Origin of the sequence: Actinoplanes nipponensis (genome assembly GCF_016862275.1) — a bacterium.
In the GTDB taxonomy this organism is placed as follows: Bacteria; Actinomycetota; Actinomycetes; order Mycobacteriales; family Micromonosporaceae; genus Actinoplanes; species Actinoplanes nipponensis.
This window is the reverse complement of sequence record NZ_BOMQ01000061.1, coordinates 75,112-98,553: the sequence shown is the minus strand read 5'-3', so window position 1 is coordinate 98,553 and position 23,442 is coordinate 75,112. Positions and strand designations below refer to the sequence as shown.

Genomic DNA, 23,442 nt, shown 5'->3' with positions numbered 1-23,442 from the left:
CACGTAGCGTCCCGGGCGGACGGCCCGGCCGCACCGGCGGGTGTCCGAGTGAGGAAGTCGCGCAGTTGGTCGCGCGCTGCCGCGACCGCGGATCCGACGACGGACGGGGACGAACGCCGTGGGCGATCTGGAGGACGACACCGCGGTCGAACGCGTCGGCGACGGCCGCTACCGCGCCCACGTCTCCGCCGACTGGGCCCTGGTCGGGCCGGTGGGCGGATACCTGGCCAGCATCGCGCTGCGGGCGGCCGGCGCGCACGCCTCCCTGCCGCGCCCGGCCAGCATCAGCTGCCAGTACCTGTCCCGGGCCCGCTTCGACGCCGTGGACATCGAGGTGGTGGACCGGCACACCTCCCGCAGCGCGCAGTCGCTGGCGGTGGAGGTCACCCAGCACGGGCGGCTCGTGCTCACCGCGCAGGTGTGGGCGGTCGCCGAGGGCATCGCCGGTCCCGAGCACCGGCTGTCCCACCCGCCGCCGGTGCCGCCGCCGGAGCAGATGGCCGAGATCGTGCTGGACCCGGCGGTGGCCAACAGGATCGCCACGACGGCCACCGCCACCGGGCGGTTCTGGCGCAACCTCGAGCTGCGCTGGGTCGCCGACCACAGCCGGCCCGAGGGCCTGCAGATCCACAGCTGGGTGAAATTCCGGCCGCGCGCGTACTTCAAGGACCCCTGGGTGGACGCCTGCCGGGAGGTGATCAGCATCGACACCGGCATCCTGCCCGCCGTCGCGTGGGCCCTGCCGGGCGGCGCCCGCTTCGTCGCCCCCAGCATCGACCTCTACGTCGCCTTCCACGAGCCGCCGCCGCCCGAGGACTACCTGCTGGTGACGGCCCGGGGCACCGCCGCCGGCGCCGGTCTGCTGAGCGGGACGGCGGAGACCCGATCGCTCGACGGTACCCTCAGGGCGAGCGGCGGATCGCAGCTCCTGTGCCGGATGCTGCAGGCGTGACGCCCGTCCGGCCCGACCGTGCGGCAAGGAGGCGCTGTGACTTCGGACGCGACCGGCTGGGGTGGACCGCTGTACGCGGCCGCCGACCTGGTGACCCCGATGGCCATCCGGGTGGCGGCGACGCTGCGGCTCGCCGACCACATCACCGCCGGGACGCGCACCACCGAGGCGCTGGCCAAGGCGGCGGAGGCCGATCCCGACGCCCTGGGCCGCCTGCTGCGCCACCTGGTGAGCGCCGGGGTGCTGACCCGGGCCGCGACCGGCGAGTACGGTCTGACGCCGCTGGGCGACCAGCTCCGCGACGACGACCCGGCCGGGCTGCGCCGCTGGCTCGACCTGGAGGGCGCCCTCGGCCGCGCCGACCTGTCCCTGGTCCAGCTGCTGCACACCGTCCGTACCGGTGAGCCCGGGTTCCCGCAGCAGTTCGGCCGCTCGTTCTGGGACGACCTGTCCGCCGACGCGGGCCGGTCGGCGTCGTTCGACGCCCTCATGGGCGCCCGGCTGGAGGGCGACGCGGCCGTCATGGCCGGCGCGTACCCCTGGGGCGAGCTCGGCCACGTCGTGGACGTGGGCGGCGGCAACGGCAGCCTGCTGATCGCTGTCCTGCGGGCCCACGAGGGGCTGCGCGGGACGGTCGTCGACCTGGCCGGCCCGGCCGAGCGGGCCCGGCAGGCGATCGCCGCGGCCGGCCTGGAGCACCGGGCCGAGGCCCACGCCGGCAGCTTCTTCGACCCGCTGCCCGCCGGCGCCGGCGGCTACGTGCTCTCCGGCGTCCTGCACGACTGGGACGACGAGGACGCCGTGCGCATCCTGCGGCGCTGCGCCGAGGCGGCCACCGGGGGCGGCCGGGTGCTGGTCGTGGAGGAGGTCCTGGGCGACGACCGCAACGACGCCCCGGACACCGCGGGCGACCTGCGGATGCTCTGCTTCGTCCGGGGCCGCGACCGCACCCTCGACGAGCTGGCCGCGCTGGGCACGGCGGCCGGCCTGGCGGTCGGTTCCGTGGTCCCGGGCACGCCCCGCTCGATCATCGAGATGCGCGCCGCGGGTTGAGCCTCAGCGGGCGCGGAACTCCACCGGCAGGCTGCTGTAGCCGAAGAGGAAGTTGGAGTAGATGCGCCGCGGCGGGCCGGTCACCTCGATGCCGCCGACCAGCTCCCGCAGGCAGCCCAGCAGGGCGGACAGCTCCGCCCGGCCCAGGAAGGCGCCCAGGCAGAAGTGCGGGCCGTGCCCCAGGGCCAGGTGCCGGTTCGGCCGGCGCCCGAGGCGGAACAGCTCCGGCTCCGGGAACTCGGTCTCGTCGAAGTTGGCCGACGTGTTCCACAGGGTCACGATGTCGCCGGCGCTGATGTCCACGCCGGCGACGGTGACGTCGGTGGCCGCCCGGCGGCCGAAGTGCATGGCCGGCGTGGTCCAGCGCAGCGCCTCCTCGGTCGCCGCCTCGACCGCCACGGAGCCGTCGAGCAGCGCCTGCCACTGGTCGCGGTGGCCGGCCAGGGCCAGCACCGTGCCGGTGGCGGCCACCCGGCTCGACTCGTCGCCGCCGATGATCAGGCTGTAGCAGTTGTAGACGACCTCGTCCTCGCGCAGCGGCGCGCCGTTGACGGTCGCGTGGGCGAGCGCGCTCACCACGTCGTCGCCCGGGTCGCGCCGCCGGGCCGCGACGAGGTCGGCGAAGTACAGCAGGATCTCGTTGCGGGCGGCGATCGACTCCAGCGGCGTGGTCGTGCCCGTGTCGGAGCTGAGCGCCAGCTTGTTGCACCGCAGCAGCATCGGCCGGTCGGCGGTCGGCAGGTCCATCAGGTCGGCGATGGTGTTGATCGGCAGTTCCTCGCCGACCCGGGCGGCGAAGTCGAAGGCGCCCGCGCCGGCCACCTCGGCGATCAGCTGCCGGGTCCGCTCCCGGACCCGCTCGGTGGTCCGGCTGATCACCCGGGGCGAGAACGAACGCTGCATGACCGCCTTGATCTCGCGGTGCCGCACCCCGTCGGTGACCTCGAGCATCTTGCCCGCCGCGGAGTCGCCGCCGGCGAGCAGCGTGGTCAGGACCGTCCCGCCCTCTGACGAGAAGTGCTCGGCGTCGCGGTAGACGGCCAGGGCGTCCGCGTAGCGCGGCAGGACCCAGAAACCCGGCACGTCACCCCGTGGGTGGTGCCAGTGGGCCGGGCCGCGGGCGCGGAACGCCCGCCACATCGCGTGCAGGTCGTCGCGCTGGAAGGTGTGCGGATCGGTCAGGTCGATCAGGTCGAGGTCAGCGCCGCTCACCGCACCATCGTGCGGGGCGCCCCGGTGCGCCACAACCGCCGCCGGCGGACGAACGACCGCGCGATTGACTTGGTCATCGCGTTCGGCGAGGGTCGGACCGGCGCGGGCTCGCGGTCCGGGCGGGTGCGGTCACCCACCAGGGTGGACCGGTCGCAGGTGGACCGGTCGCATCGCCGGCCGTGGCGTCGCCGGAGACGGGGGAGGCAAACGGGTGGGGCTGGTCGTCGCGGTCACCGGAGCCGGCTCGGGGCTCGGGCGCGCCCTGGCCGTACGGCTGGCGGCCGACGGCACCCGCCTGATCCTGGTCGGCCGGCGCGCCGGGCGGCTGCGGGAGACCCGGGACGCCTGCGTCGCCGGCGGCGGCAAGGCCGGCGACATCGTGGAGCTGCCCCTCGACCTGACCGGGCCGGACGCCGCCGCCGCGGTGGCCGAGGCCGCCACGACCGCCTTCGACGGGCTGGACGCGCTGGTCAACAACGCCGCCCAGGCCCGGTTCGGCGCCCTGGACCGCACCGGCATGGCCACCTTCGCCGGGCTCCTGCAGGTGAACCTGGTCGCGCCGGCCGCGCTCAGCCAGGCCGTCGCCCCGCTGCTGCGCCGCAGCCGCGGCACGATCGTCAACGTCGGCTCCATCGGCGGCCTGCTGGCGGTGCCGGGCCGCTCGTACTACGGCGCCGCCAAGGCCGGGCTGCACCACCTGACCCGGTCGCTGGCCCGGGAGCTGGCGCCCGACATCCGGGTCAACGCGGTGCTGCCGGGCGCGGTCGACACCGAGATGTACGACGACCTCGGCATCGATGACGACGACGTGGCGCGCCTGCGCACGGAGATGGTCCGGACGACGCCGCTGGGCCGGATGGGCCGCCCGGAGGACGTGGTGCCCTGGATCGTGATGCTGCTCGGCCCCGCCGCGGCGTGGATGACCGGCAGTCTGCTGGTCGTCGACGGTGGACGTTCCTGCTGAAGAACCGCTTCCCGCTCGAGGTGACGAGATGCTCCTGGACGACACGACGGAACGAAGCCGCCGGCTGCCGGTGTCCTGCCTGCACGAGATACACCGGCTGGTGACCGGCCATCCCCGCGAGGCGATCGCCCTGCACGTGGGCGAGCCGCACATCAGGATGCCGGCCGCGGCGGCCGAGGGCTACGTCGCGGCGATCCGCGACGGGCGGACGGCGTACGCCGACGCGCCGGGCCTGCCGGTGCTGCGGGCCGCGCTGGCCGAGCGGCTGGCCGACAACGGCGCGCCCAGCCCGGACCGGGTGTTCGTGACCCCCGGCTCCTGCCAGGCCATCAGCGCCATCTTCCAGTCCATCGCCCGCCCCGGCGGCGAGGTGATCCTGCCCCGCGTGCACTGGCCCATGCACCTGCAGCAGATCCTGCTGGCCGGGCTGGAGCCGCGGTTCGCCGGCTTGCCCGCCGCCGGCCGGCCGGTGACCGAGCTGCTCGACGAGGCGGCCGGCGAGCGCACGGTCGCGCTGCTGATCAACTCACCGGCCAACCCGTCCGGGCACGTGTGGAGCGCGGCGGACCTCGAGCAGATGTACGCCTGGGCGGCCCGGCGCGGCGTCTGGATCATCAGCGACGAGGCGTACGAGGACTTCGTGTACGAGGGCGAGCCGTGCCGCATCGCCCAGCTCGACCTGGCCGTGCCGCCGGCCGAGCGGATCGTGTTCTCGGTGCACACGTTCTCCAAGGGCTTCTCGATGACCGGCTGCCGCCTGGGGTACGCGACGGCGCCCCGCCCCGACCGCGCCGAGCTGCTGTCCCGGGTGCAGGAGGCCACCCTGGTCGCGCCGGCCACCCCGGTGCAGTACGCCGGCCTGGCCGCGCTGGGCGCCCCGGAGCACCTGAGCATGCATCACGCGTACGTGCGGGCGACCCGCGACGAGGCGGTGAAGCTGCTCACCCCGTTGGGCGTGGTGGGCACCGAGCCGCGCGGCGGCTGGTACCTGCTGCTGGACCTGTCCGCGTACACCTCGGACACGTACGCGTTCTGCCGCCGGCTGCTCGCGGAGACCGACGTGGGCATCGCGCCGGGCCGGGGCTTCCTGCCCGCCGGCGACCCGGTGGCCGAGACCCTGGTCCGGGTGACGCTGTGCGCCGAACGGGAGACCACGGTGGCCGGCGTCCGCCGCCTCGCCCGGTTCCTGCAGTCGTCATGACCGGGACGCTCAGCTACGACGAGTACCTGCGGCTGGACGACGTCCTCGGCGCGCAGCACCCGCTGACCCCGCGGGCCGACGCCGAGGTGCACGCCGCGGAACGCTTCTTCATCATCTGCCACCAGACCAGCGAGCTGTGGCTGTCGCAGGTGTACGCGGACCTGCGGCTGGCCGCGGAGCTCGTCGGCCGGCGGGAGCTGGACCGCGCCGTGCCGTCCGTGCGGCGGGCCGGCGCGATCCTCGATCTGATCATCGCGACGCTGCGGGGCATGGACCACCTGAGCCGGGACCACTTCGACGCCTTCCGCCCGGGCCTGGACGGCGCCAGCGGCGCGCAGTCGGCCGGGTTCGGGATGCTGCTCAAGGGCCTGGACAACCCGTACGTGTGGGAGCTGAGCCGGCGGCTGCAGGAGTGCGACCCGCGCGAGGTCGGTCCGGACCGGCTGGTCCGGGCCTGGGACGAGCTCGACGAGTTCCTGGCCCGCACCGAGGCGTGGCGCGGGCTGCACGTCGACGCCGCCCGGCGGCTCGTCGGCGGCCGGCGCGGCACGGGCGGCACCAGCGGCGTCTCCTATCTGGAGGATCGTCGGGGCGCCCTGGCCGCCGGTTGAGCGGTTGCCCGGCGCTGTTGCCAGCCGATGGCGATCGCTGTGTCATAGCGGGGATGCTGGCAACGATCCGTATCCACCTGCGAACCAGGGAGAGCCTGTGGACCAGGGCGAGACGGTGACCCGGGCGCAGGGTCCCACCGGGACCGCGCACGGGACGCACCGCAAGCCGTCGACGCCGCCGTTGACCGGAGCGTGGCTGCGCGACATCGTGGCGCAGCTGCTGTCCGTGCCGGCGGCGCAGATCGACGGTCGGGCCAACGTTTTCGAGCTGGGCCTGGAGTCCATCGCCATCATGCGGGTGGCCAACCTGTGCCGCCGCGCCGGCGCCAAGGTGAAGTTCAGCGCCCTGGCCCAGGCGCCGACGATCGACCAGTGGACCGAGCTGCTGGCCGGGCAGGCCGCCCGCCCGCCGGCGCCCCGGCCGCGGGTGCCGGCGTCGAGCGAGGCCCTGGACCCCGACGCGACCTTCCCGCTGGCCCCGATGCAGCAGGCGTACTGGATCGGCCGGCTGGACGGCCAGCCGCTCGGCGGGGTCAGCGCCCACTTCTACGCCGAGTTCGACGGCGCCGGGGTGGAGCCGCGGCGGCTGGAGGCGGCGTGCCGGGCGTTGTTCGCGCGGCACGACATGCTGCGCGCCCGGTTCCTGCCCAACGGCCGCCAGCAGGTGCTGCGGGAGACGCCGTGGCGCGGGCTCACCGTGCACGACCTGCGCGGCCACGTCGAACCGGCGCTCAGCGAGCTGCGGGACAGGCTGGCCCACCGCCGCTTCGCCATCGAGGCCGGGGAGGTGTTCGACGTCCAGCTGTCGCTGCTCGACGACGGGCGCACCCGCGTGCACGTGGGCATCGACATGCTGGTGGCCGACGCCCAGAGCTACCAGATCATCCTGGCCGAGCTGGCGCTGCTGTACAGCGACCCGCGGGCCGCGCTGGAGCCGCTGCGGTACTCGTTCGCCCGCTACCTCAGCGAGGACGACGACCCGGAGGCCTCGGCCGAGGCGCAGGCGTACTGGCGCGAGCGGCTCGACCGGCTGCCCGGGCCGCCGCCGCTGCCGGTCGTGCCGGAGGCGATCACCCGGGTGCACGCCGGGGTGGACCGCCGCTTCCGCGAGGTGCCGGCGGCCCAGCGGGACGCCCTGGCCCGCGCCGCCCGCGCGCACGGGCTCACCCTCGCCTCCGCGCTGTGCGCGCTGTTCGCCGAGGTGCTGGGCCGGTGGGCGGCGGAGCCGCGGTTCCTGCTCAACCTGCCGACCTTCGACCGTCGCGAGCACAACGACGACATCGCCCGGCTGGTCGGCGACTTCACCAACGTCACCCTGCTCGGCGTGGACACCGCGGGGCCGCTGTCGTTCGCCGAGCGGGCCGCCGGGGTGCAGGAGCAGCTGCGCTCGGACCTGGCGCACGCCCGGTACTCCGGCGTCTCGGTCCTGCGCGACCTGGGCCGCCGCGATCCCGGCACCTGGCTGCGCGCGCCGATCGTCTACACCAGCGTGATCGGCATGGGCGAGCTGTTCGGCGACGGCGTGCGGGCCTGCCTCGGCGAGCCGGTGTGGACGTCGTCGGAGACCCCGCAGGTGTGGCTGGACCACCAGGTCATCGAGGGCGCCGGGGGCGGCCTGCTGATCAACTGGGACGTGGCGCGCGGGGTGTTCCCCGAAGGGCTGGTCGACGACATGTTCGCCGCCCACGGCGCGGCCCTGCGGTGGCTGGCGGAGCACGACGACTGGGGCGCCCCGCTCCCGCTGCCGCTGCCGGCCGCCCAGCTGGCCGTACGGGAGAAGGTGAACGACACCGGCGGCGAGACGCCCGCCGGGCTGCTGCACGACGCGTTCTTCGCGCGGGCCCGGCGGGAGCCCGACCGCGTCGCGCTGGCCTGGGGCACCGACGGTTCGGCGACCTACGGCGAGCTGGCCGCGGCGGCGTTGCGGGTCGCGGGCCTGCTGCGGGCCCACGGCGTGGGGCCGGGGGATCCGGTCGCGGTCACCGTCGCCAAGGGGCCGGAGCAGATCACCGCCGTGCTCGGCGTGCTGGCGGCCGGCGGCGTGTACGTGCCGGTGGGCTGCGACCAGCCGGACCGGCGGCGGGACCGGATCTACGCCGACGCGGGCGTGCGCTGCGTGCTGGTCTCGGGCGCGGCGGCCGGACAGTCGCGGCCCGACGGGCTGCCCGTGCTCGACGTGGCCGCGCCGGCCGAGGCCCTGCCGGCGCCGGCGCCCGTAGCGGCCGGCGAGCTCGCCTACGTGATCTACACGTCCGGCTCGACCGGCGAGCCGAAGGGCGTGGAGATCACCCACCGGGCCGCGCTCAACACGATCGTGGCGGTCAACGAGCGGTTCGGCGTCGGCCGGGACGACCGGGTGCTGGCCGTGTCGGCGCTGGACTTCGACCTCTCGGTCTACGACATCTTCGGCCTGCTGTCCGCCGGCGGCGCGGTGGTCCTGGTCGAGGAGCGCGACCGCAAGGAGGCGCGGTCCTGGGCCCTGGCCGCCCGACGCTGGGGGGTGACGGTCTGGAACTCGGTGCCGACGCTGCTGGAGATGTTCCTGTACGCCGCCGAGGGCGTCGACGAGCCGGTCCTGCCGCGCCTGGTGCTGGTGTCCGGCGACTGGGTCGCCGTGGACCTGCCGGCCCGGCTGCGGGCGTTGCGCGCCGACGCGCGCTTCGTCGCGCTCGGCGGCGCCACCGAGGCCGCCATCTGGTCGAACCTGCTGGAAGTGGGCGAGGTCGAGCCCGGCTGGCGGGCCATCCCGTACGGTTTCCCGCTGCCCCGCCAGCAGTTCCGGGTGGTCGACGAGCGGGGCCGCGACTGCCCGGTGTGGGTGCCCGGGGAGTTGTGGATCGGCGGCGCGGGCGTCGCCCGGGGCTACCGCAACGATGCCGAGCGCACCTCCGCGGCGTTCGTCACGCACGAGGGCGGGCGCTGGTACCGCACCGGCGACCGGGGCCGGTACCTGCCGGACGGGATGCTGGAGTTCCTCGGCCGCACGGACGCCCAGGTCAAGATCAGGGGGAACCGGATCGAGCTGGGCGAGGTGGCGGCCGCCCTGCGCCGGCACCCGGGGGTGAGCGACGCGGTCGTGCTGGCCGCCGGGGACAAGCGCGACCAGCTGGCCGCGGCCGTCACCGGTCAGCCCGAGGGCGGACCGGAGGCGCTGCGCCGCACGGCGGCCGAGCTGCTGCCGCCGTACATGGTGCCGGACACCGTGGCGGTGGTGGAGAGCTTCCCGCTCACCGGCAACGGCAAGGTGGACCGCCGGCAGCTGGCCACCCTGCTGCGGCGCGACGAGCCCGGCCAGCCGGCCGAGGCGCCGCGGACGCCCACCGAGCTCAGCCTCGCCGAGCTGTGGGCGGCCCACCTGGGCCGGCCGGTCCACCGCCGCGACACCTTCTTCGACCTCGGCGGCGACAGCCTCACCGCGACCCGGGTGCTGGAGGCGGTGCGCAAGCAGTTCGGCGTCGTCGTCTCGCTCCAGCAGCTGTTCGCCGCGCCGACGGTGGAGGAGCTGGCGGCGGCGGTGGAGGCGCAACGGGCCGGCGCCGGGGACACCGAAGAGGGCGAGATATGACGACGGTGTCGTCGGGCTCGTACCTGCGGGTGTACAGCCGGCCGCCGGAGGCGGCCCTGCACCTGGTCTGCTTCCCGCACGCCGGTGGGTCGGCGGCGGCGTACCGGGACTGGGCGCCGCTGCTGCCGGCCTCGGTCCGGCTGACCGCGATCCAGTACAGCGGCCGGCAGGACCGGATCAACGACGTGGTGCCGGCGTCCATGCACGAGCTGGCCGACGAGATCTGGCGGGCGCTGTCCGGGCACGCCGGCCCGATGCTGCTGTTCGGGCACAGCTTCGGCGCGACGGTGGCGTTCGAGGTGGCCCGGCGCCTCCAGCAACGCGATCCGGGACAGGTGCTGCACCTGGTGGCCTCCGGCCGGCCCGGACCACGGGCACAGCCCCGGACGGCCAAGCACCTGCTCGGCGACGACGAGCTGTGGGCGGACATGCTGCGCCTCGGCGGCACGGACGGGGAGCTGGCCAGCCTGCCCGCGCTGCGCGAACTGGTGCTGCCCGGCCTGCGCCAGGACTACTACATCATCGAGACGTACGAGCCGGCGCCGGACGCGACGGTGTCCTGTCCCGTCACCGTGTTCCTCGGCGCCGACGACGCCGAGGTCGAGCTCGCGCAGGCGCAGGCGTGGGCGCTGTCCACCACCGGCGCGTTCCGGTTGCGGGTCTTCGACGGCGACCACTTCTACCTGTCCGCCCGGCCGGCGCGCGTCGTCTCGGAAGTGCTGTCGCTCGTGCCCGCCGTCCGGTGACAACCGCAGCACCCCCGCAGGAGGACCGATGGGATCCACGGCAACCCGGCCCGCAGCCCCGGCGCTGGACGACGTCTGCCGGGCCGCCGACCCGGACCGGCGCACCGTTCTGCTGCAGGTGGCGCTGGCGGTCGTGGCGGGGGCGCTGCGGCGTACCGACGCGGTCACCGTGGCCGCCCGGGCCGGCACCGGTCCGTGGCGGCAGCGGGAGCTGGACCTGACCGGCTGCGCGACCCTGGCCGACGCGCTGCGGTCGGCGGCGGGCACCCCGGAGACGGAGCCGGCCGAGCCCGCCGCCGACGTGGCCGCGGTCGGGTGGATCGCCGACGGCCGGCCCGGCTCGCTGACCGTCCGGCTGGACGAGGCCGCGGCGGGCCGGTCGCCCGGCGCGCCCGGCCTGGCCGCGGCCATGCTGAACCGGGTGGCCGAGCAGCTGCTGGCGTCCCCCGAGACGCCGCTGGCGCAGCTGCGGCTCGTCTCGGGGCCCGACCGCGAGCGGCTGACGGCCTGGTCCGGCCACGAGCAGCCGGTGCCGCCGGCGGGGGCCGCGGAGCTGTTCGAACGGCAGGCGCGGGCCCATCCGCAGGCGACCGCGCTGGTGTACCGCGACCGCGAGGTCAGCTACGCCGACCTCGACGCGCAGGCCGACGCGCTGGCCGGGCACCTGGTGGGGCTCGGCGTGCGTCCGGAGGTCATCGTCGCCGTGGCGGTCCCCCGCTCGGTGGAGCTGGTGGTGGCGCTGCTGGCGGTGCTCAAGGCGGGCGGGGCGTACCTGCCGCTGGACGTGGCGTACCCGGCCGAGCGGCTGGCGTTCATGCTCGACGACGCGCGGCCGCCGATCCTGCTGACCACGGCGGCGGACGCCGCGCATCCGGCCTGGCGGAGCCGGCCGATCACGATCGTCCGGCTGGACGACGAGCGGCCGGTCGCGGCCCTCGACGCGGGCGCGGATCATCCGGTACGCGCCGACGGCGCCACCCTGGACGACCCGATGTACGTGATCTACACGTCCGGCTCGACCGGCCGCCCCAAGGGTGTCGTGGTGACGCACCGGGGGGCGGCGAGCCTGGCGGCGACGCAGGCCGCGGCGGTCGGCACCGGACCGGGCGACCGGGTGCTGCAGTGGGCGTCGATCAGCTTCGACGCGGCGTTCTGGGACCTGTCGCTGGCCCTGTTCGCCGGGGCCACGCTGGTGCTGGCCGACGGCGATGACCTGTTGCCGGGCGAGCCGCTGGCCGAGACGCTGGGCAAGCACCGGATCACCCACGCCACGCTGCCGCCGGCCGCGGTCACCGCGCTGCCGGACGTGTCCCTGCTGGCCGGCGGCACGCTGGTCTCCACCGGCGACGTCTGCACCCCCGCGATCGTGCGGCGCTGGGCCCCGCACACCCGGGTCATCAACGGCTACGGCCCGACCGAGACGACGGTGGGCGCCACGATCACCGCCCCGCTGCGGCCGGACGGGGTGCTGTCGGTGGGCCGGCCGTTCGTCAACGCGACAGTCCGCCTCCTGGACCATCGGCTGCGCCTGGTGCCGCCGGGCGTGCCGGGCGAGATCTGCATCGGCGGGCCGGGCGTCGCCCGCGGCTACCTCGACCGGCCGGAGCTGACCGCCGAGCGGTTCGTGCCCGACCCGTACGGGCCGCCGGGCACGCGGCTGTACCGCTCCGGCGACGTCGGGGTGTGGGACGACGACGGCGAGCTGCACTTCCTCGGCCGCGTCGACAACCAGGTGAAGATCCGCGGCTTCCGGATCGAGCTGGGCGAGGTGGAGGCGGTGCTGCAGAGCCACCCGGCGGTGGACCACGCGGTCGCGGTGGTCCGCAACGAGGACCCCGCCGACCGCTACGTCGCCGCCTACGTCCGGCCGGTGCGCGGGTCGCGGCTCGACGACGAGGAGCTGCGCCGGCATCTGCGCACGGTGCTGCCCGAGCACATGGTGCCGGCCACCATCACGCTGCTCGACGAGTTCCCGGTCACCGCCAACGGCAAGATCGACCGGGAGGCGCTGCCGGATCCCCGGGTCAGCACGTCGGCCGGCGCGCCGGCGACCGGGCCGGAGCGGCAGTTGTGCGCCCTGTTCGGCGAGATCCTGGGTCTGGAGACGGTGGGCGTGCACGACAACTTCTTCAGCTGCGGCGGGCACTCCATCGCCGCGGTGCGGCTGGTGAGCCGGATCCGCGCGCAGTTCGGCGTCGACCTGCCCGTCCAGCAGGTCTTCGAACATCCGACGCCGGCCGGGGTCGCCGCCCTGCTGGCCGGCTGAGGCGGTCGGCGTGCACGGCCCCGACCACGCCCGGCCTGGCTACCCTGCGGGGATGGAACTGGTGGGTCTGGTCCTGGCCGCGGGCGGCGGGCGGCGGTACGGCATGGCCAAGGCGCTGGTGGCGTATCGCGGCCAGCCGCTCGTGCGCCACGCGGTGCGGGTCGCGGCGGAGGGTGGCTGCGCCCGTACGCTCGTGGTCGTGGGCGCCGAGGCGGACCGGGTCCGCGCCGCCGCGCCGGAGCTGGCGTTCGTCGACAACCCGGAGTGGGCCACCGGCATGGCGTCTTCGCTGCGGGCCGGCCTGGCGGCGCTGGCCGGCACCCCGGCCACCGCGGCGCTGGTGCTGCTCGTCGACATGCCCGGCGTGACGCCGGCGGCGATCGCCCGGGTGGCCGCGCACGCCTCCCCCGGCGCGCTCGTGATGGGCGGCTACGGCGCCCGGCGTGGCCATCCGGTGCTGCTCGGCCGCGACCGCTGGGCCGGGGTGGCCGCCTCGGCGACCGGCGACCACGGGGCCCGCGACTACCTGCGCACGCACGCCGGTGAGCTGACGGTGGTCGACGTGGCGGACGTGGCGGACGACACCGATGTGGACACCCCGGAGGCGCTGGCCCGCTTCGCGTAGGTTCCGCCTCGTAGATCTTGGCTACCCGGTACGGCGCGGAGCCGGTCGAGCATGTCGCCGAGGTCGAGGGTCGCCTGGAAGTGGGGTGCCCAGGCGCAGCGGGTTGGGCAGCTCTTGGCTGCGGGATCGCACGCCGGTGGGCGCCCTCCGTTACGGCCTTCGCGGAAGCGGTTGGCGATCTGATCGCGGGGCTGTGGGATCGTCGCGGTGATGTGTTTTGTCCCGCAGGAATTGGCCGTTGGCCCGTGACGAGTACGCCCGATCGCCGGGTCGGGCCGGGCGACGCGGGCCTGATCAAGCAAGGGGATTAGGGAGTGTTTGGTAAGTCAGCGGAGCCACTCGCCGATGGCGGCGACGCGGACGGTGGCTAGGTAGCGCACGGCCAACTTGTCATACCGGGTGGCCACGGCGCGGTGTCGTTTGAGCCGGTTGATGCCGCACTCCACCGCGTGACGCTGCTTGTAGATTTCCCGGTCGAACGCGGGTGGCCGGCCGCCGGTCGAGCCGCGGCGTAGCCGGTGTCCCACCTGATCGGCAGGTTCGGCGATGGTCGCCCTGATGCCACGTCGGCGCAGCTCGGCACGGTTGCTGCGGGAGCTGTACGCCTTGTCGGCCAAGACCCGGTCCGGGCGGTTTCTGGCCCGCCCCGGGCCTTGCCGCGGCACCCGGATGCCGTCCAGGACGGCGGTGAACTGTGCGCTGTCACCGGCCTGACCGGCCGTGACAAGCATCGACAACGGGCGCTGACCCTGCTCGCAGGCCAGGTGCAGTTTCGTGCTCAGCCCGCCGCGTGACCGGCCGAGACCGTGGTCGTTGGGTTCGGTGTCCACTCCACCCGGCGGATGTTTCTGAACGTCCCCCTTTTCCGGGCACCGGCTGCGTGCTGATACGCCCGGCAGACCGTCGAGTCGACCGACACGTCCCAGGTGATGATCTGCTCAGCGTCGGCCCGAGCCTGCAACCGGGTCAGGATGTCGGCCCAGACGCCGTCACGCTGCCACTGCCGGAACAAGCCATACGCCGTTTCCCATGGCCCATAGCGTTCCGGCATGTCGCGCCACGGCGACCCGGTCCGCACCCGCCACCGGATCGCGTTGATCACCGTCCTGCGGTCCCGCGGGGGACGACCCATCCACACCTCCGGCAGCACCGCTTCCAGCTTGGCCCATTGATCATTCGTCAGGTCACCACGCGCCACGCATGCTCAACGAACGATCAACATTCCAAACACTCCCTAGCTGTGGGGTGTCGGTGGCCTGCCCGGGCGTGATCCGCGTGACGAGGGACCTGCCGCGGCCGCCGGCCAAGATGGGGATCTTGATGATCCGCCCGTTGCGGCAGCTTTCGATGCCTTCCCGGGCCTACCCAGCCCAGGTCCCGTCCGCGGCCCGGCGGCGGCACCTCGGGTACGGGGTCTTCCCAGGTCCGTAACGCTCGGGCAGGGCCTGCCATGGTGATGCGGTGCGTTTCACCCACCAGATCACGTTGATCACCTGCCGGTGATCACGCTGCTGACGACCCACGAACTGACTGCGCCGGCAGCAATGGTGTCAGCGCAACCCACTCGTCATTGCTCGGATCGCCTCTCGCCACAAGGAGTCGCCTCTCGCCACGAGGAGTTCAACGATCGACGCTCATGATCGCCAGCCATGATCTGCGGGACAGAACCGCCCGCGCGCCCTCGGCGGCTACCGCACCGCCATCAGGACGCGGTCCGACATCGACTGCCAGATCGTCCCCACCTCGCGGAAGCCCGCCTCGCGCAGCGCCGCCACGTGCAGGTCGAAGCCCGGCGGGGTCTCCTGTCGCTGCTTGCCCGCGAGCATCTTCGCGCGGGCCTCGAGCAGCGGCGCGAACGCCGGCTCCGCGCCGAACGCCTCCCACCACTGCTCCGCCGTCTCGATGCCGCGGGCGGCGAAGGCGGCGTCCGTCCACTGCTGCTCGAGGACGTGCTCGCTGAGCCGCGCGAACGTGGGCAGCGCCGCGCTGAAGGCGAGGTGGTCGCCGTTGAGGAGCAGGCCGCCGGGCGGCAGCAGGACGCTCAGCTCGCGGTACAGGCGCAGCAACGGCTCGGGCCACATCCAGTGCAGCGCCGTCGAGCTGAGCACGGCGTCCACCCGGGTCTCCCCCAGCGCGGCCAGCCAGTCCGGGGTCGCCAGGTCGGCCTCCACCCAGCGCAGCCGGCCGTCGACCGTGCCCAGCGCGCCCCGGCCCACGGCCAGCATCACCGGGTCCATGTCCACCGCGACTGCGCGGGCTTCCGGGAACCGGGCGAGCAGCCGCCGGCTGAGCGAGCCGGGCCCGGAGGCGAGGTCGAGCGCCACGAACGACGGGGGCAGCAGCGCCTCCAGCGCGTCGAACATCGCCGTGAAGCGCGCCTCGCGTTCGGGGACGTAGCCCTCCTGCTGGGCGTCCCAGCGCCGCAGCCAGCCGGCCCAGTCGATCTGCTGCTGCACGTCCGTGTCCATGCGGCCTCCTGCCCGATCGGGAATATGGGTCCTCGCCGACCTACCCTCCCGCTCGCCCCGCATACGGTCAAGAATGCGACAAAGCAGTGTGCACCGCGAGATGTCGACCCGCGCGGCCCGCCGCCTCACACTTCACGGTGCTGCGTCGTCGTAGCTGGGAACCGACGGCACCGACCGAGGAGCGACCGGCCATGGAACCAGTCACCGCCGCCATCATCTACTACAGTGCCACCGGCACCGTGCACGCGCTGGCCCGTGCCGCCGCCGAGGGCGCGGAGAAGGCCGGCGCCGCCGTACGGCTGCGCCGGATCGCCGAGACCCTGCCGGACGAGGTGATCGACGCCAAGCCACCCGCCTGGACCGAGCACCGCGACGCGTCGGCCGGCATCGCCGTGGCCGAGCTGGACGACCTGGACTGGGCCGAGGTGGTGCTGCTGGGCACGCCCACCCGCTTCGGCCTGGTCTCCAGTCAGCTCAAGGCGTTCATCGACAGCACCAGCCCGCTGTGGTCGCAGGGCCGGCTCGCCGGCAAGGTGTACTCCGCCTTCACCGCCTCCAGCACCGCGCACGGCGGTCAGGAGTCCACGATCCTGGCCCTGGGCAACGTCTTCTACCACTGGGGCGGCATCATCGTGCCGCCCGGCTACACCGACCCGATCCAGTTCGAGTCGGGCAACCCGTACGGCACGTCGCACGTGGCCGGCGCCGGCGCGCCCGGCGAGGTCGCCCTGCAGGCGGCCCGGCACCAGGCCCGGCGCGCCGTGGACGTCGCCACCGCGCTGAAGGCCGGCCGTGCCGCCGTCCGGCCGACCGCTCGGTGATCCTGGCATGAGCACCTCGCCCGAGCCCGGATCCGACCCGCTCGACCCGGGCCTGGACGCGGTCATGAGCGAACGGCGGCAGCTGATCAACCTGGCCTACCGGCTGCTCGGCTCGCTGGCCGACGCCGAGGACGTGGTGCAGGAGACCTACGCGCGCTGGTACGCCCTGTCGCGCCGGGAGCAGGCGGCGATCGAGACCCCGGCCGCCTGGCTGACCAAGGTGGCCGGCCGCATCTGCCTGGACGTGCTGGGCTCGGCCCGGGCCCGCCGCGAACGCTACGTGGGCGAGTGGATCCCGGAGCCGCTGCCCGACAGCACGGAATGGGTGACCGGCCGCTCCCCCGGCGCGCCGGCCGACCCCGTCGACCGGGTCACCCTCGACGAGTCGATCAGCATGGCCTTCCTGGTGGTGCTGGAGTCGATGACCCCGGCCCAGCGGGTGGCGTTCGTGCTGCACGACGTCTTCCGGTACACCTTCGCCGAGGTGGCCGAGGTCGTCGGCCGGACCCCGGCGGCGTGCCGGCAGCTGGCCACCGCGGCCCGCCGCCGCCTGCGCGAGGCCGGGCCGCCCACGCCGCCGACGGCCGACCAGGCCGGCCTGGTCCGGGCGTTCAAGCTGGCCTGGCAGGCCACGGACGTCCCCGCCCTGATCGGCCTGCTGGCCCCGGACGCCACCGCCACCGGCGACGGCGGCGGGCTGGTCAGCGCGGCGCCGCGCCCGGTGCGGGGCGCGGAGCAGGTCGCCCGGTTCTTCACCGAACGGGCGGCCGTGACGCCCCGCCTGGTGCTGCTGGAGCGCACGGTGAACGGCCGGCCGGGGCTGGTGGCCCGGCTGGACGGGATGACGGTGTCGGTGATGGCGTTCGAGGTGGTGGGCGACCGGATCCAGCACATCTGGGCGATCCTCAACCCGGACAAGCTGCGGCCGTGGATGGACTGACCAGCTGTAGTGATCACGCGCGTCGTTGATGCGGCATGTCGGCTTGAGTATCGCGCGCCACCGGCTGCCGAAAATCGGTCCGACGAAAAGACCGACGCCTGCGCCGGCTTCCCCCGCCGAGCGGGTGATCACCGACCACGCCCCGTGCCACGGCCGTGGCCGGGCATGGCACCAGGCCCGTCCGACCTGCGTGTCCGGCCCCGTTCGACCGCCGATGCCGGCCCTGGACCAACGGCCGAGCAGAACGCTCCAACCGCGCCAGGCGCGACGAAGGGATCTACTCCAGGCCCTCCCGCTGGTTACCCACCGATCACAGACCTGGAGGACTCCGTCCCCGTTGGCGCCGGCCGGCCGGGGGACGCGTCGGGCCCGGCCCCGGCGCGCGCCGCCCCACCCGAGGAAAACTTGAATTATTCCAAACAAGTGCCCTAAGGTCGTCGGATGACGTCCGACTTCGAGGCCCAGCTGCGCTCGGCCTCGCTGCGCGTGACACGCCCCCGCCTGGCGGCGCTCGCCGCGCTGCGCGATCACCCGCACGTCGACACCGACACGGTGATCGCGCTGGTTCGGGCCGACAACCCGACGGTCTCGCACCAGACTGTGTACGACGCGCTGCGCGCGTTCACCGAGGCCGGCCTGGTGCGGCGCATCCAGCCGGCCGGCGCGACGGCGCGGTACGAGTCGCGGGTGGGAGACAACCACCACCATGTCGTGTGCCGTTCGTGCGGTGCGATCGCCGACGTCGCGTGCGCCGTCGGCCCCGCACCCTGTCTCACCGCCTCGGACGACCACGGTTTCGTGGTCGATGAGGCGGAGGTCGTCTACTGGGGCACCTGTCCCGGCTGCGCGACCGAACGCCGTGCCACCGACCCGAGAAGTTCGGAAGGAAACAGATGAGCGACACTCAGGACAACGCCCCGGCCAGCGCGCAGGGCGTGGACAAGATGGCGGCGGAGGGCTGCCCGGTCGCGCACGACTCCGTGACCGCGCACGGCAGCGAGAGCGAGAACCCGGCGATCGACTCGCCGACGCCGAAGACCGGCGGCCGCCCGCACACCAACCGGGACTGGTGGCCCAACCAGCTCGACCTGTCGGTGCTGCACACCCACTCGTCCAAGGTCAACCCGCTGGGCCCGGACTTCAGCTACGCGCGGGAGTTCGCCAAGCTCGACGTCGAGGCCCTCAAGCGGGACATCACCGAGGTGCTGACCACCTCGCAGGACTGGTGGCCGGCCGACTTCGGTCACTACGGCGGCCTGATGATCCGGATGAGCTGGCACGCCGCGGGCACGTACCGCATCCATGACGGCCGGGGCGGCGCCGGCGACGGCGGCCAGCGTTTCGCTCCGCTCAACAGCTGGCCCGACAACGCCAACCTCGACAAGGCGCGCCGGCTGATGTGGCCGGTCAAGCAGAAGTACGGCCAGCAGATCTCCTGGGCCGACCTGCTCGTGCTGGCCGGCAACGTGGCCCTGGAGTCGATGGGTTTCCGGACCTTCGGCTTCGGCTTCGGCCGTGAGGACGTGTGGGAGCCCGAGGAGATCTTCTGGGGCCCGGAGGACACCTGGCTGGGCGACGAGCGGTACGTCTCGGACGACACGATGGCCGAGAACGTCGGCGCGACCGAGATGGGCCTCATCTACGTCAACCCGGAGGGTCCCCGCGGCAGCGCCGACTTCCGGGCGGCGGCCCACTTCATCCGGGAGACCTTCGCCCGGATGGCGATGAACGACGAGGAGACCGTCGCGCTGATCGCCGGCGGCCACACCTTCGGCAAGACCCACGGCGCCGGCCCCGCCGACAACCACGTGGGCCCGGAGCCCGAGGGCGCCCCGCTGGAGACCCAAGGGCTGGGCTGGCTGAGCACGTACGGCAGCGGCAAGGGCCCCGACACCATCACCAGCGGTCTCGAGGTCACCTGGACCGACCGGCCGACGCAGTGGAGCAACCGGTTCTTCGAGATCCTCTTCGGCTACGAGTGGGAGCTCACCACCAGCCCCGGCGGCGCCAAGCAGTGGGTCGCCAAGGACGCCGAGGAGATCATCCCGGACGCCTTCGACCCGGCCCGCAAGCACAAGCCGACGATGCTCACCACCGACCTGTCGCTGCGCTTCGACCCGGCGTACGAGAAGATCTCGCGCCGTTTCCTGGAGCACCCCGAGGAGTTCGCGCTGGCCTTCGCCAAGGCCTGGTACAAGCTCCTGCACCGCGACATGGGCCCGGTCAGCCGCTTCCTGGGACCGTGGGTCGCCGAGCCGCAGCTGTGGCAGGACCCGGTGCCGGCCGTCGACCACGAGCTCGTGAGCGAGGCCGACGTCGCCGCCCTGAAGGCCAAGGTGCTGGAGTCGGGCCTGACGGTCGCCCAGCTGGTCTCCACCGCCTGGGCCTCCGCCGCGAGCTTCCGCTCCACGGACAAGCGCGGCGGCGCCAACGGCGCCCGGATCCGGCTCGAGCCGCAGCGCAACTGGGAGGTCAACCAGCCCGAGCAGCTCGCGACGGTGCTGGGCGCCCTCGAGGGCATCCAGCGGGAGTTCAACTCCTCCGGCGCCGCGAAGATCTCGCTGGCCGACCTGATCGTGCTGGCCGGCTCGGCCGCGGTCGAGAAGGCCGCGCTGGACGCCGGCGTCAAGGTCGCCGTGCCGTTCCGCCCGGGCCGCACCGACGCCACGCAGGAGCAGACCGACGTCGAGTCGTTCCGGGTCCTCGAGCCGCGCGCGGACGGGTTCCGCAACTACCTGCGCCCCGGCGAGAAGACCCAGCCGGAGGTGCTGCTGGTCGACCGGGCGTACATGCTGGACCTGACCGCGCCCCAGATGACCGTGCTGATCGGCGGCCTGCGGGCCCTCGGGGCCAACGCCGGCGACAGCCGGCACGGCGTCCTGACCGACCGGCCCGGCGTGCTCACCAACGACTTCTTCGCCAACCTGCTCTCCCCGGGCACGCGGTGGAAGACGTCGCAGTCCGACGAGCACGTGTACGAGATCCGCGACCTGGCCACCGACGAGGTGAAGTGGACCGCGACCGCGGTCGACCTGATCTTCGGGGCCAACTCCCAGCTGCGCGCCCTCGCGGAGGTCTACGCCAGCCAGGACGCCCGGGACAAGTTCGTGCACGACTTCGTCGCGGCCTGGACCAAGGTCATGGAGCTGGACCGGTTCGACCTCGCCTGATCCCCCGCTGACCGCCGGGCCCGGCCGATCCACTGCGATCGGCCGGGCCCGTTCGCGTCGGCCGGCGTCACGGGCGTGACCGGCGGCTCGTGGTGAGGCTCACGGAGCGCGTGCCGGGAAAGCCCTGCCGTCCCGCCGTCGCCGGGCGATGGTCCCGCTGCAGCCGCAGAAAGCGGCTCCGGGGCGCGACCCCGCCCCGCAAGCGCGGAGGAACGCGGCGATGAGCGACGGCGAGCACGGCGGCAGCCGGGAATCCGGCAGCACCGGCGACCGGCCGGCCCTGCGCGAGGTCGCCGATCTGCTCCTGCTCACCGCGGCCGCGTGCGAGACCCCGACCGCGGCCCTGCGGCTGGCCGCGAGCCGCTCCGGGCGCCAGGTCACCGATCGGCTCACCGATCTGCTCGGCACGCTGGTCCGGGCCCGCTTCTCCGGTACGCCGGCGAGCCGGCTGGGCGCCGCCGGCCTCACCGCCGTCATCCAGCACGAGGTCCGCACGCCGCTGACCGCGATCCAGGGGTACGCCGAGCTGCTCGCCGACACGGCCGGGCCCCTGCCCGAGCGGCAGCTCGACGCCATCCGCCGCAATGCCCGGCGGCTCACCCGTACGGTCGATCACCTGCTGTGCAGCATCGGCGGCCCGGCCGGCACCGTCGCGCGGCGGCGCGCCGTCGACCTGACGGCGCTGACGGCGGCCTGCGTCGGGCGGCGCCGGGAGCGCGACGCCATGATCGTTCAGTTCCCGCCGGCGCCGGTGCGCGTCCACGCCGTGCACCGGGAGCTGGCGTGTGCGGTCGACAACCTGATCGACAACGCTGTCACGCACACCGCGCCGCACACGCCGATCACCGTCACGCTCACCACCGACGTGACCCTGTCCGTGCGGGACGCCGGCCCCGGTATCCCGCTCGCCGAACGGCGCCACCTCGCGACGGCCTTCTACCGGGGGCCGGAGGCGCGCGCCCAGGAGCGACCCGGGCTCGGGCTCGGCCTGATGCTCGCCGACCGGATCGCCACCGCCCACGGCGGCCGGCTGCGGCTCGACACGGCTCCCGAACGGGGCACCGTCGCCACCCTTCACCTGCCGCCCGCCGGGAACTGACGCGCGCGGACCAGTCACCACCCTCGAGTTCAGCGGAGAAGGCCCATGCACCTCGGATTGCGAAATGTCAGGATCGGCGCCCGCCTGATCGGCGCCATGTCGATTCTGCTCCTGCTCCTGGTAATGATCATCGGCGTAGGGGTCTCCGCGATCAGCCGCCAGCGCGCGGCCGGCCGGACGCTGGCCGCGGCGGCGACCGCCACCCGGGTCGCCATGCAGGTCAAGTTCCGGGCGGCGGACTTCAACGGCTGGCAGACGGCGTACGCCTTCGACGTCGCCCGGGGAATCCCCGGCGCCGCGGCGGACAGCGCCGATGCCCGCCGGTCGTTCCTGCGGTCGGTCGCCGCCTTCCGGGCCGAACTCGCCGAGCTGGGCGCCGTCCCGCTGACCGACCAGGAACGGCGCACGGTCGCGCAGGCCACGAAGCGCCTCGACGAGTTCATGACCCTCGACCGGACGATCGTGGAGGGCTACCGCAGCGGCGCCCCCGGCCGGGTGACGGCCGCCCACCGGCTCGTCGCCGTCGAGGAGATCAAGATCTTCGATCAGATCGCGGCCGACGTCGACACCGTGACGAGCGCCATCGACGCCGAGGCCGACGCGGCGATCGCCGATGCCGAGAAGGCGTCGCAGCGGGCCATCGGGCTCATCCTGCTGGCCGGCGCGGCGGCCCTGCTGGTCGGCGCGGCGCTGGCGTTCCTGCTGGTGCGGTCGATCACCCGTCCGCTGGCCCAGCTGAACCACCGGCTCGCGGAGATCGCCGACGGCGACGGCGACCTGACCCAGCGGATCAGCGACGACTCCCGGGACGAGGTCGCTCAGGCCGCCGGGGGCTTCAACCGGTTCGCCGACCGCATGCAGGGCCTGGTGTCGGACGTGGCGGCCCGGGCCCAGGATGTGGCCCACGCCGCCGAGGAGCTCAGCGCCGTCAGCACCCAGCTCGCCGGCGGGGCCGAGGAGACCAGCGCCCAGGCCGCAGTGGTCAGCGCCAGCGCCGAGGAGGTCTCCGCGATCGTCAGCACCATGGCGACCGCCGCGGAGGAGATGACCGCTTCCATCACGGAGATCGCCGGCAGCGCGAGCCGGGCGACCGAGGTCGTCGGCGACGGCGTCCGGTCGGCCCAGGAGGCGGGCGCCACCGTGGCCCGGCTGGACGCCTCCTCGGTCGAGATCGAGTCGGTGGTCAAGCTGATCACGACCATCGCCCACCAGACCAACCTGCTGGCCCTCAACGCCACCATCGAGGCGGCCCGCGCCGGCGAGTCCGGCAAGGGCTTCGCCGTGGTGGCCGGCGAGGTCAAGCAGCTCGCGCAGCAGACCGCCACGGCCACCGAGGAGATCGCCGCCCGGGTGGCGGCCATCCGGTCCGGCAGCGAGGAGGCGGTGGCCGCCATCACCCGGATCGGCGACCTCGTCGAGGAGATCAACACCACCCAGCTGACCATCGCGTCGGCCATCGAGGAACAGACGGCCACCACCGGCGAGATGAGCCGCAACGTCAGCGAGACGGCGACCGGCGCGAACGAGATCGCGGCCAACATCCTGGGCGTCGCCCAGACCGCGCAGGACACCAGCACCGCCGCCCAGACGACCCGGACCACGGCCGAGTCGCTCACCGCGGCCTCGGCGCAGCTCCAGCGACTGGTCGGCTCGTTCCGCTACTGATCGCAGACAGCCGGTGCGTCCCTCCGTTCAGGACGGAGGGCTAGGCTCACACGGTCCCCGCCGACCACGCCTCACCCTGGAGCC

The 23,442-nt window shown here is 74.2% G+C and carries 19 protein-coding genes; 15 read left to right on the top strand and 4 right to left on the bottom strand.

The genetic code is table 11. From position 1 onward, the window contains the following. Window positions 1–118: 118 nt before the first annotated feature. Both Ani05nite_RS26050 and Ani05nite_RS26045 read left to right on the top strand, forming a co-directional pair. Window positions 119–952, top strand: coding sequence for an acyl-CoA thioesterase (locus Ani05nite_RS26050; protein WP_203772470.1), 834 nt, complete (start codon window positions 119–121; stop codon window positions 950–952). 36 nt (window positions 953–988) lie between these two features. Continuing rightward, window positions 989–2,005 (top strand): methyltransferase, encoded by a 1,017-nt coding sequence (locus tag Ani05nite_RS26045; RefSeq protein WP_239130632.1) that lies wholly within the window; start codon window positions 989–991, stop codon window positions 2,003–2,005. Between the two features lie 3 nt (window positions 2,006–2,008). Here the strand turns inward: Ani05nite_RS26045 and Ani05nite_RS26040 are convergent, their stop codons facing one another. Then, window positions 2,009–3,217 (bottom strand): cytochrome P450, encoded by a 1,209-nt coding sequence (locus Ani05nite_RS26040; RefSeq protein WP_203772468.1) that lies wholly within the window; start codon window positions 3,215–3,217, stop codon window positions 2,009–2,011. A 211-nt stretch (window positions 3,218–3,428) separates the two neighbouring features. Here Ani05nite_RS26040 and Ani05nite_RS26035 point away from each other — a divergent pair, with 211 nt between their 5' ends. The 7 genes from Ani05nite_RS26035 (at window position 3,429) to Ani05nite_RS26005 (ending at window position 13,195) form a co-directional block, all read left to right on the top strand. Next, a complete protein-coding gene (locus Ani05nite_RS26035; protein ID WP_203772466.1) occupies window positions 3,429–4,181 on the top strand; it encodes an SDR family NAD(P)-dependent oxidoreductase in 753 nt (250 codons plus the stop codon). A gap of 28 nt (window positions 4,182–4,209) precedes the next feature. After that, window positions 4,210–5,382 (top strand): pyridoxal phosphate-dependent aminotransferase, encoded by a 1,173-nt coding sequence (locus Ani05nite_RS26030; protein ID WP_203772464.1) that lies wholly within the window; start codon window positions 4,210–4,212, stop codon window positions 5,380–5,382. Next, window positions 5,379–5,993: a tryptophan 2,3-dioxygenase family protein gene (locus tag Ani05nite_RS26025; protein WP_203772462.1), complete on the top strand. Its 615-nt coding sequence runs from the start codon at window positions 5,379–5,381 to the stop codon at window positions 5,991–5,993. Before Ani05nite_RS26030 ends, Ani05nite_RS26025 begins: the two co-directional genes overlap by 4 nt. A 97-nt stretch (window positions 5,994–6,090) precedes the next feature. Further along, window positions 6,091–9,558, top strand: a complete 3,468-nt coding sequence (locus tag Ani05nite_RS26020; RefSeq protein WP_203772460.1) for a non-ribosomal peptide synthetase — start codon at window positions 6,091–6,093, stop codon at window positions 9,556–9,558. Further along, window positions 9,555–10,304 (top strand): thioesterase II family protein, encoded by a 750-nt coding sequence (locus tag Ani05nite_RS26015; protein ID WP_203772458.1) that lies wholly within the window; start codon window positions 9,555–9,557, stop codon window positions 10,302–10,304. The genes Ani05nite_RS26020 and Ani05nite_RS26015 overlap by 4 nt, the downstream gene beginning before the upstream one ends. Before the next feature lie 28 nt (window positions 10,305–10,332). Further along, a complete protein-coding gene (locus Ani05nite_RS26010; protein WP_203772456.1) occupies window positions 10,333–12,570 on the top strand; it encodes a non-ribosomal peptide synthetase in 2,238 nt (745 codons plus the stop codon). A gap of 52 nt (window positions 12,571–12,622) precedes the next feature. Further along, window positions 12,623–13,195, top strand: a complete 573-nt coding sequence (locus Ani05nite_RS26005; protein ID WP_203772454.1) for a nucleotidyltransferase family protein — start codon at window positions 12,623–12,625, stop codon at window positions 13,193–13,195. Window positions 13,196–13,521: 326 nt separating this feature from the next. Here Ani05nite_RS26005 and Ani05nite_RS26000 read toward each other — a convergent pair. From Ani05nite_RS26000 to Ani05nite_RS25990, 3 genes are all read right to left on the bottom strand, one after another. Beyond that, window positions 13,522–14,393, bottom strand: a protein-coding gene (locus Ani05nite_RS26000) for an IS5 family transposase (RefSeq protein ID WP_203772452.1) whose coding sequence is annotated in 2 segments (ribosomal slippage) — window positions 13,522–14,052 and window positions 14,055–14,393 — 870 coding nt in all. Because the reading frame shifts where the segments join, the coding sequence is not laid out codon by codon here. A gap of 163 nt (window positions 14,394–14,556) precedes the next feature. Beyond that, window positions 14,557–14,718: a transposase gene (locus tag Ani05nite_RS25995; protein WP_377881071.1), complete on the bottom strand. Its 162-nt coding sequence runs from the start codon at window positions 14,716–14,718 to the stop codon at window positions 14,557–14,559. Window positions 14,719–14,883: 165 nt separating this feature from the next. Then, complete coding sequence (locus tag Ani05nite_RS25990; protein ID WP_203772448.1) at window positions 14,884–15,663, bottom strand: class I SAM-dependent methyltransferase; 780 nt, start codon at window positions 15,661–15,663, stop codon at window positions 14,884–14,886. 191 nt (window positions 15,664–15,854) lie between these two features. Between Ani05nite_RS25990 and wrbA the strand changes: the two genes are divergently transcribed. The 6 genes from wrbA (at window position 15,855) to Ani05nite_RS25960 (ending at window position 23,358) form a co-directional block, all read left to right on the top strand. Then, a complete protein-coding gene (gene wrbA, locus Ani05nite_RS25985; protein ID WP_203772446.1) occupies window positions 15,855–16,484 on the top strand; it encodes an NAD(P)H:quinone oxidoreductase in 630 nt (209 codons plus the stop codon). A 7-nt stretch (window positions 16,485–16,491) separates the two neighbouring features. Beyond that, window positions 16,492–17,424 carry an RNA polymerase sigma factor SigJ gene (gene sigJ, locus Ani05nite_RS25980; protein WP_239130631.1) on the top strand — a complete coding sequence of 311 codons (933 nt, stop codon included), beginning with the start codon at window positions 16,492–16,494 and terminating at the stop codon, window positions 17,422–17,424. A 441-nt stretch (window positions 17,425–17,865) separates the two neighbouring features. Then, window positions 17,866–18,321 (top strand): Fur family transcriptional regulator, encoded by a 456-nt coding sequence (locus tag Ani05nite_RS25975; RefSeq protein ID WP_203772444.1) that lies wholly within the window; start codon window positions 17,866–17,868, stop codon window positions 18,319–18,321. Continuing rightward, complete coding sequence (katG, locus tag Ani05nite_RS25970; protein WP_203772442.1) at window positions 18,318–20,594, top strand: catalase/peroxidase HPI; 2,277 nt, start codon at window positions 18,318–18,320, stop codon at window positions 20,592–20,594. Before Ani05nite_RS25975 ends, katG begins: the two co-directional genes overlap by 4 nt. Window positions 20,595–20,814: 220 nt before the next feature. Next, window positions 20,815–21,693 (top strand): sensor histidine kinase, encoded by an 879-nt coding sequence (locus tag Ani05nite_RS25965; RefSeq protein ID WP_203772440.1) that lies wholly within the window; start codon window positions 20,815–20,817, stop codon window positions 21,691–21,693. A gap of 96 nt (window positions 21,694–21,789) precedes the next feature. Beyond that, entirely contained in the window at window positions 21,790–23,358 is a 1,569-nt protein-coding gene (locus tag Ani05nite_RS25960) for a methyl-accepting chemotaxis protein (protein ID WP_203772438.1), read from the top strand. The last annotated feature ends 84 nt before the right edge of the window (window positions 23,359–23,442 follow it).

What these genes read in the sequence shown, in the direction of transcription:
- Ani05nite_RS26030 (WP_203772464.1), top strand. Translation starts at nt 4,210, where the DNA reads ATGCTCCTGGACGACACGACGGAACGAAGCCGCCGGCTGCCGGTGTCC.
- Ani05nite_RS26025 (WP_203772462.1), top strand. Translation starts at nt 5,379, where the DNA reads ATGACCGGGACGCTCAGCTACGACGAGTACCTGCGGCTGGACGACGTC.
- Ani05nite_RS26015 (WP_203772458.1), top strand. Translation starts at nt 9,555, where the DNA reads ATGACGACGGTGTCGTCGGGCTCGTACCTGCGGGTGTACAGCCGGCCG.
- Ani05nite_RS26010 (WP_203772456.1), top strand. Translation starts at nt 10,333, where the DNA reads ATGGGATCCACGGCAACCCGGCCCGCAGCCCCGGCGCTGGACGACGTC.
- Ani05nite_RS26005 (WP_203772454.1), top strand. Translation starts at nt 12,623, where the DNA reads ATGGAACTGGTGGGTCTGGTCCTGGCCGCGGGCGGCGGGCGGCGGTAC.
- Ani05nite_RS25990 (WP_203772448.1), bottom strand. Translation starts at nt 15,663, where the DNA reads ATGGACACGGACGTGCAGCAGCAGATCGACTGGGCCGGCTGGCTGCGG.
- wrbA (WP_203772446.1), top strand. Translation starts at nt 15,855, where the DNA reads ATGGAACCAGTCACCGCCGCCATCATCTACTACAGTGCCACCGGCACC.
- sigJ (WP_239130631.1), top strand. Translation starts at nt 16,492, where the DNA reads ATGAGCACCTCGCCCGAGCCCGGATCCGACCCGCTCGACCCGGGCCTG.
- Ani05nite_RS25975 (WP_203772444.1), top strand. Translation starts at nt 17,866, where the DNA reads ATGACGTCCGACTTCGAGGCCCAGCTGCGCTCGGCCTCGCTGCGCGTG.
- katG (WP_203772442.1), top strand. Translation starts at nt 18,318, where the DNA reads ATGAGCGACACTCAGGACAACGCCCCGGCCAGCGCGCAGGGCGTGGAC.
- Ani05nite_RS25965 (WP_203772440.1), top strand. Translation starts at nt 20,815, where the DNA reads ATGAGCGACGGCGAGCACGGCGGCAGCCGGGAATCCGGCAGCACCGGC.
- Ani05nite_RS25960 (WP_203772438.1), top strand. Translation starts at nt 21,790, where the DNA reads ATGTCGATTCTGCTCCTGCTCCTGGTAATGATCATCGGCGTAGGGGTC.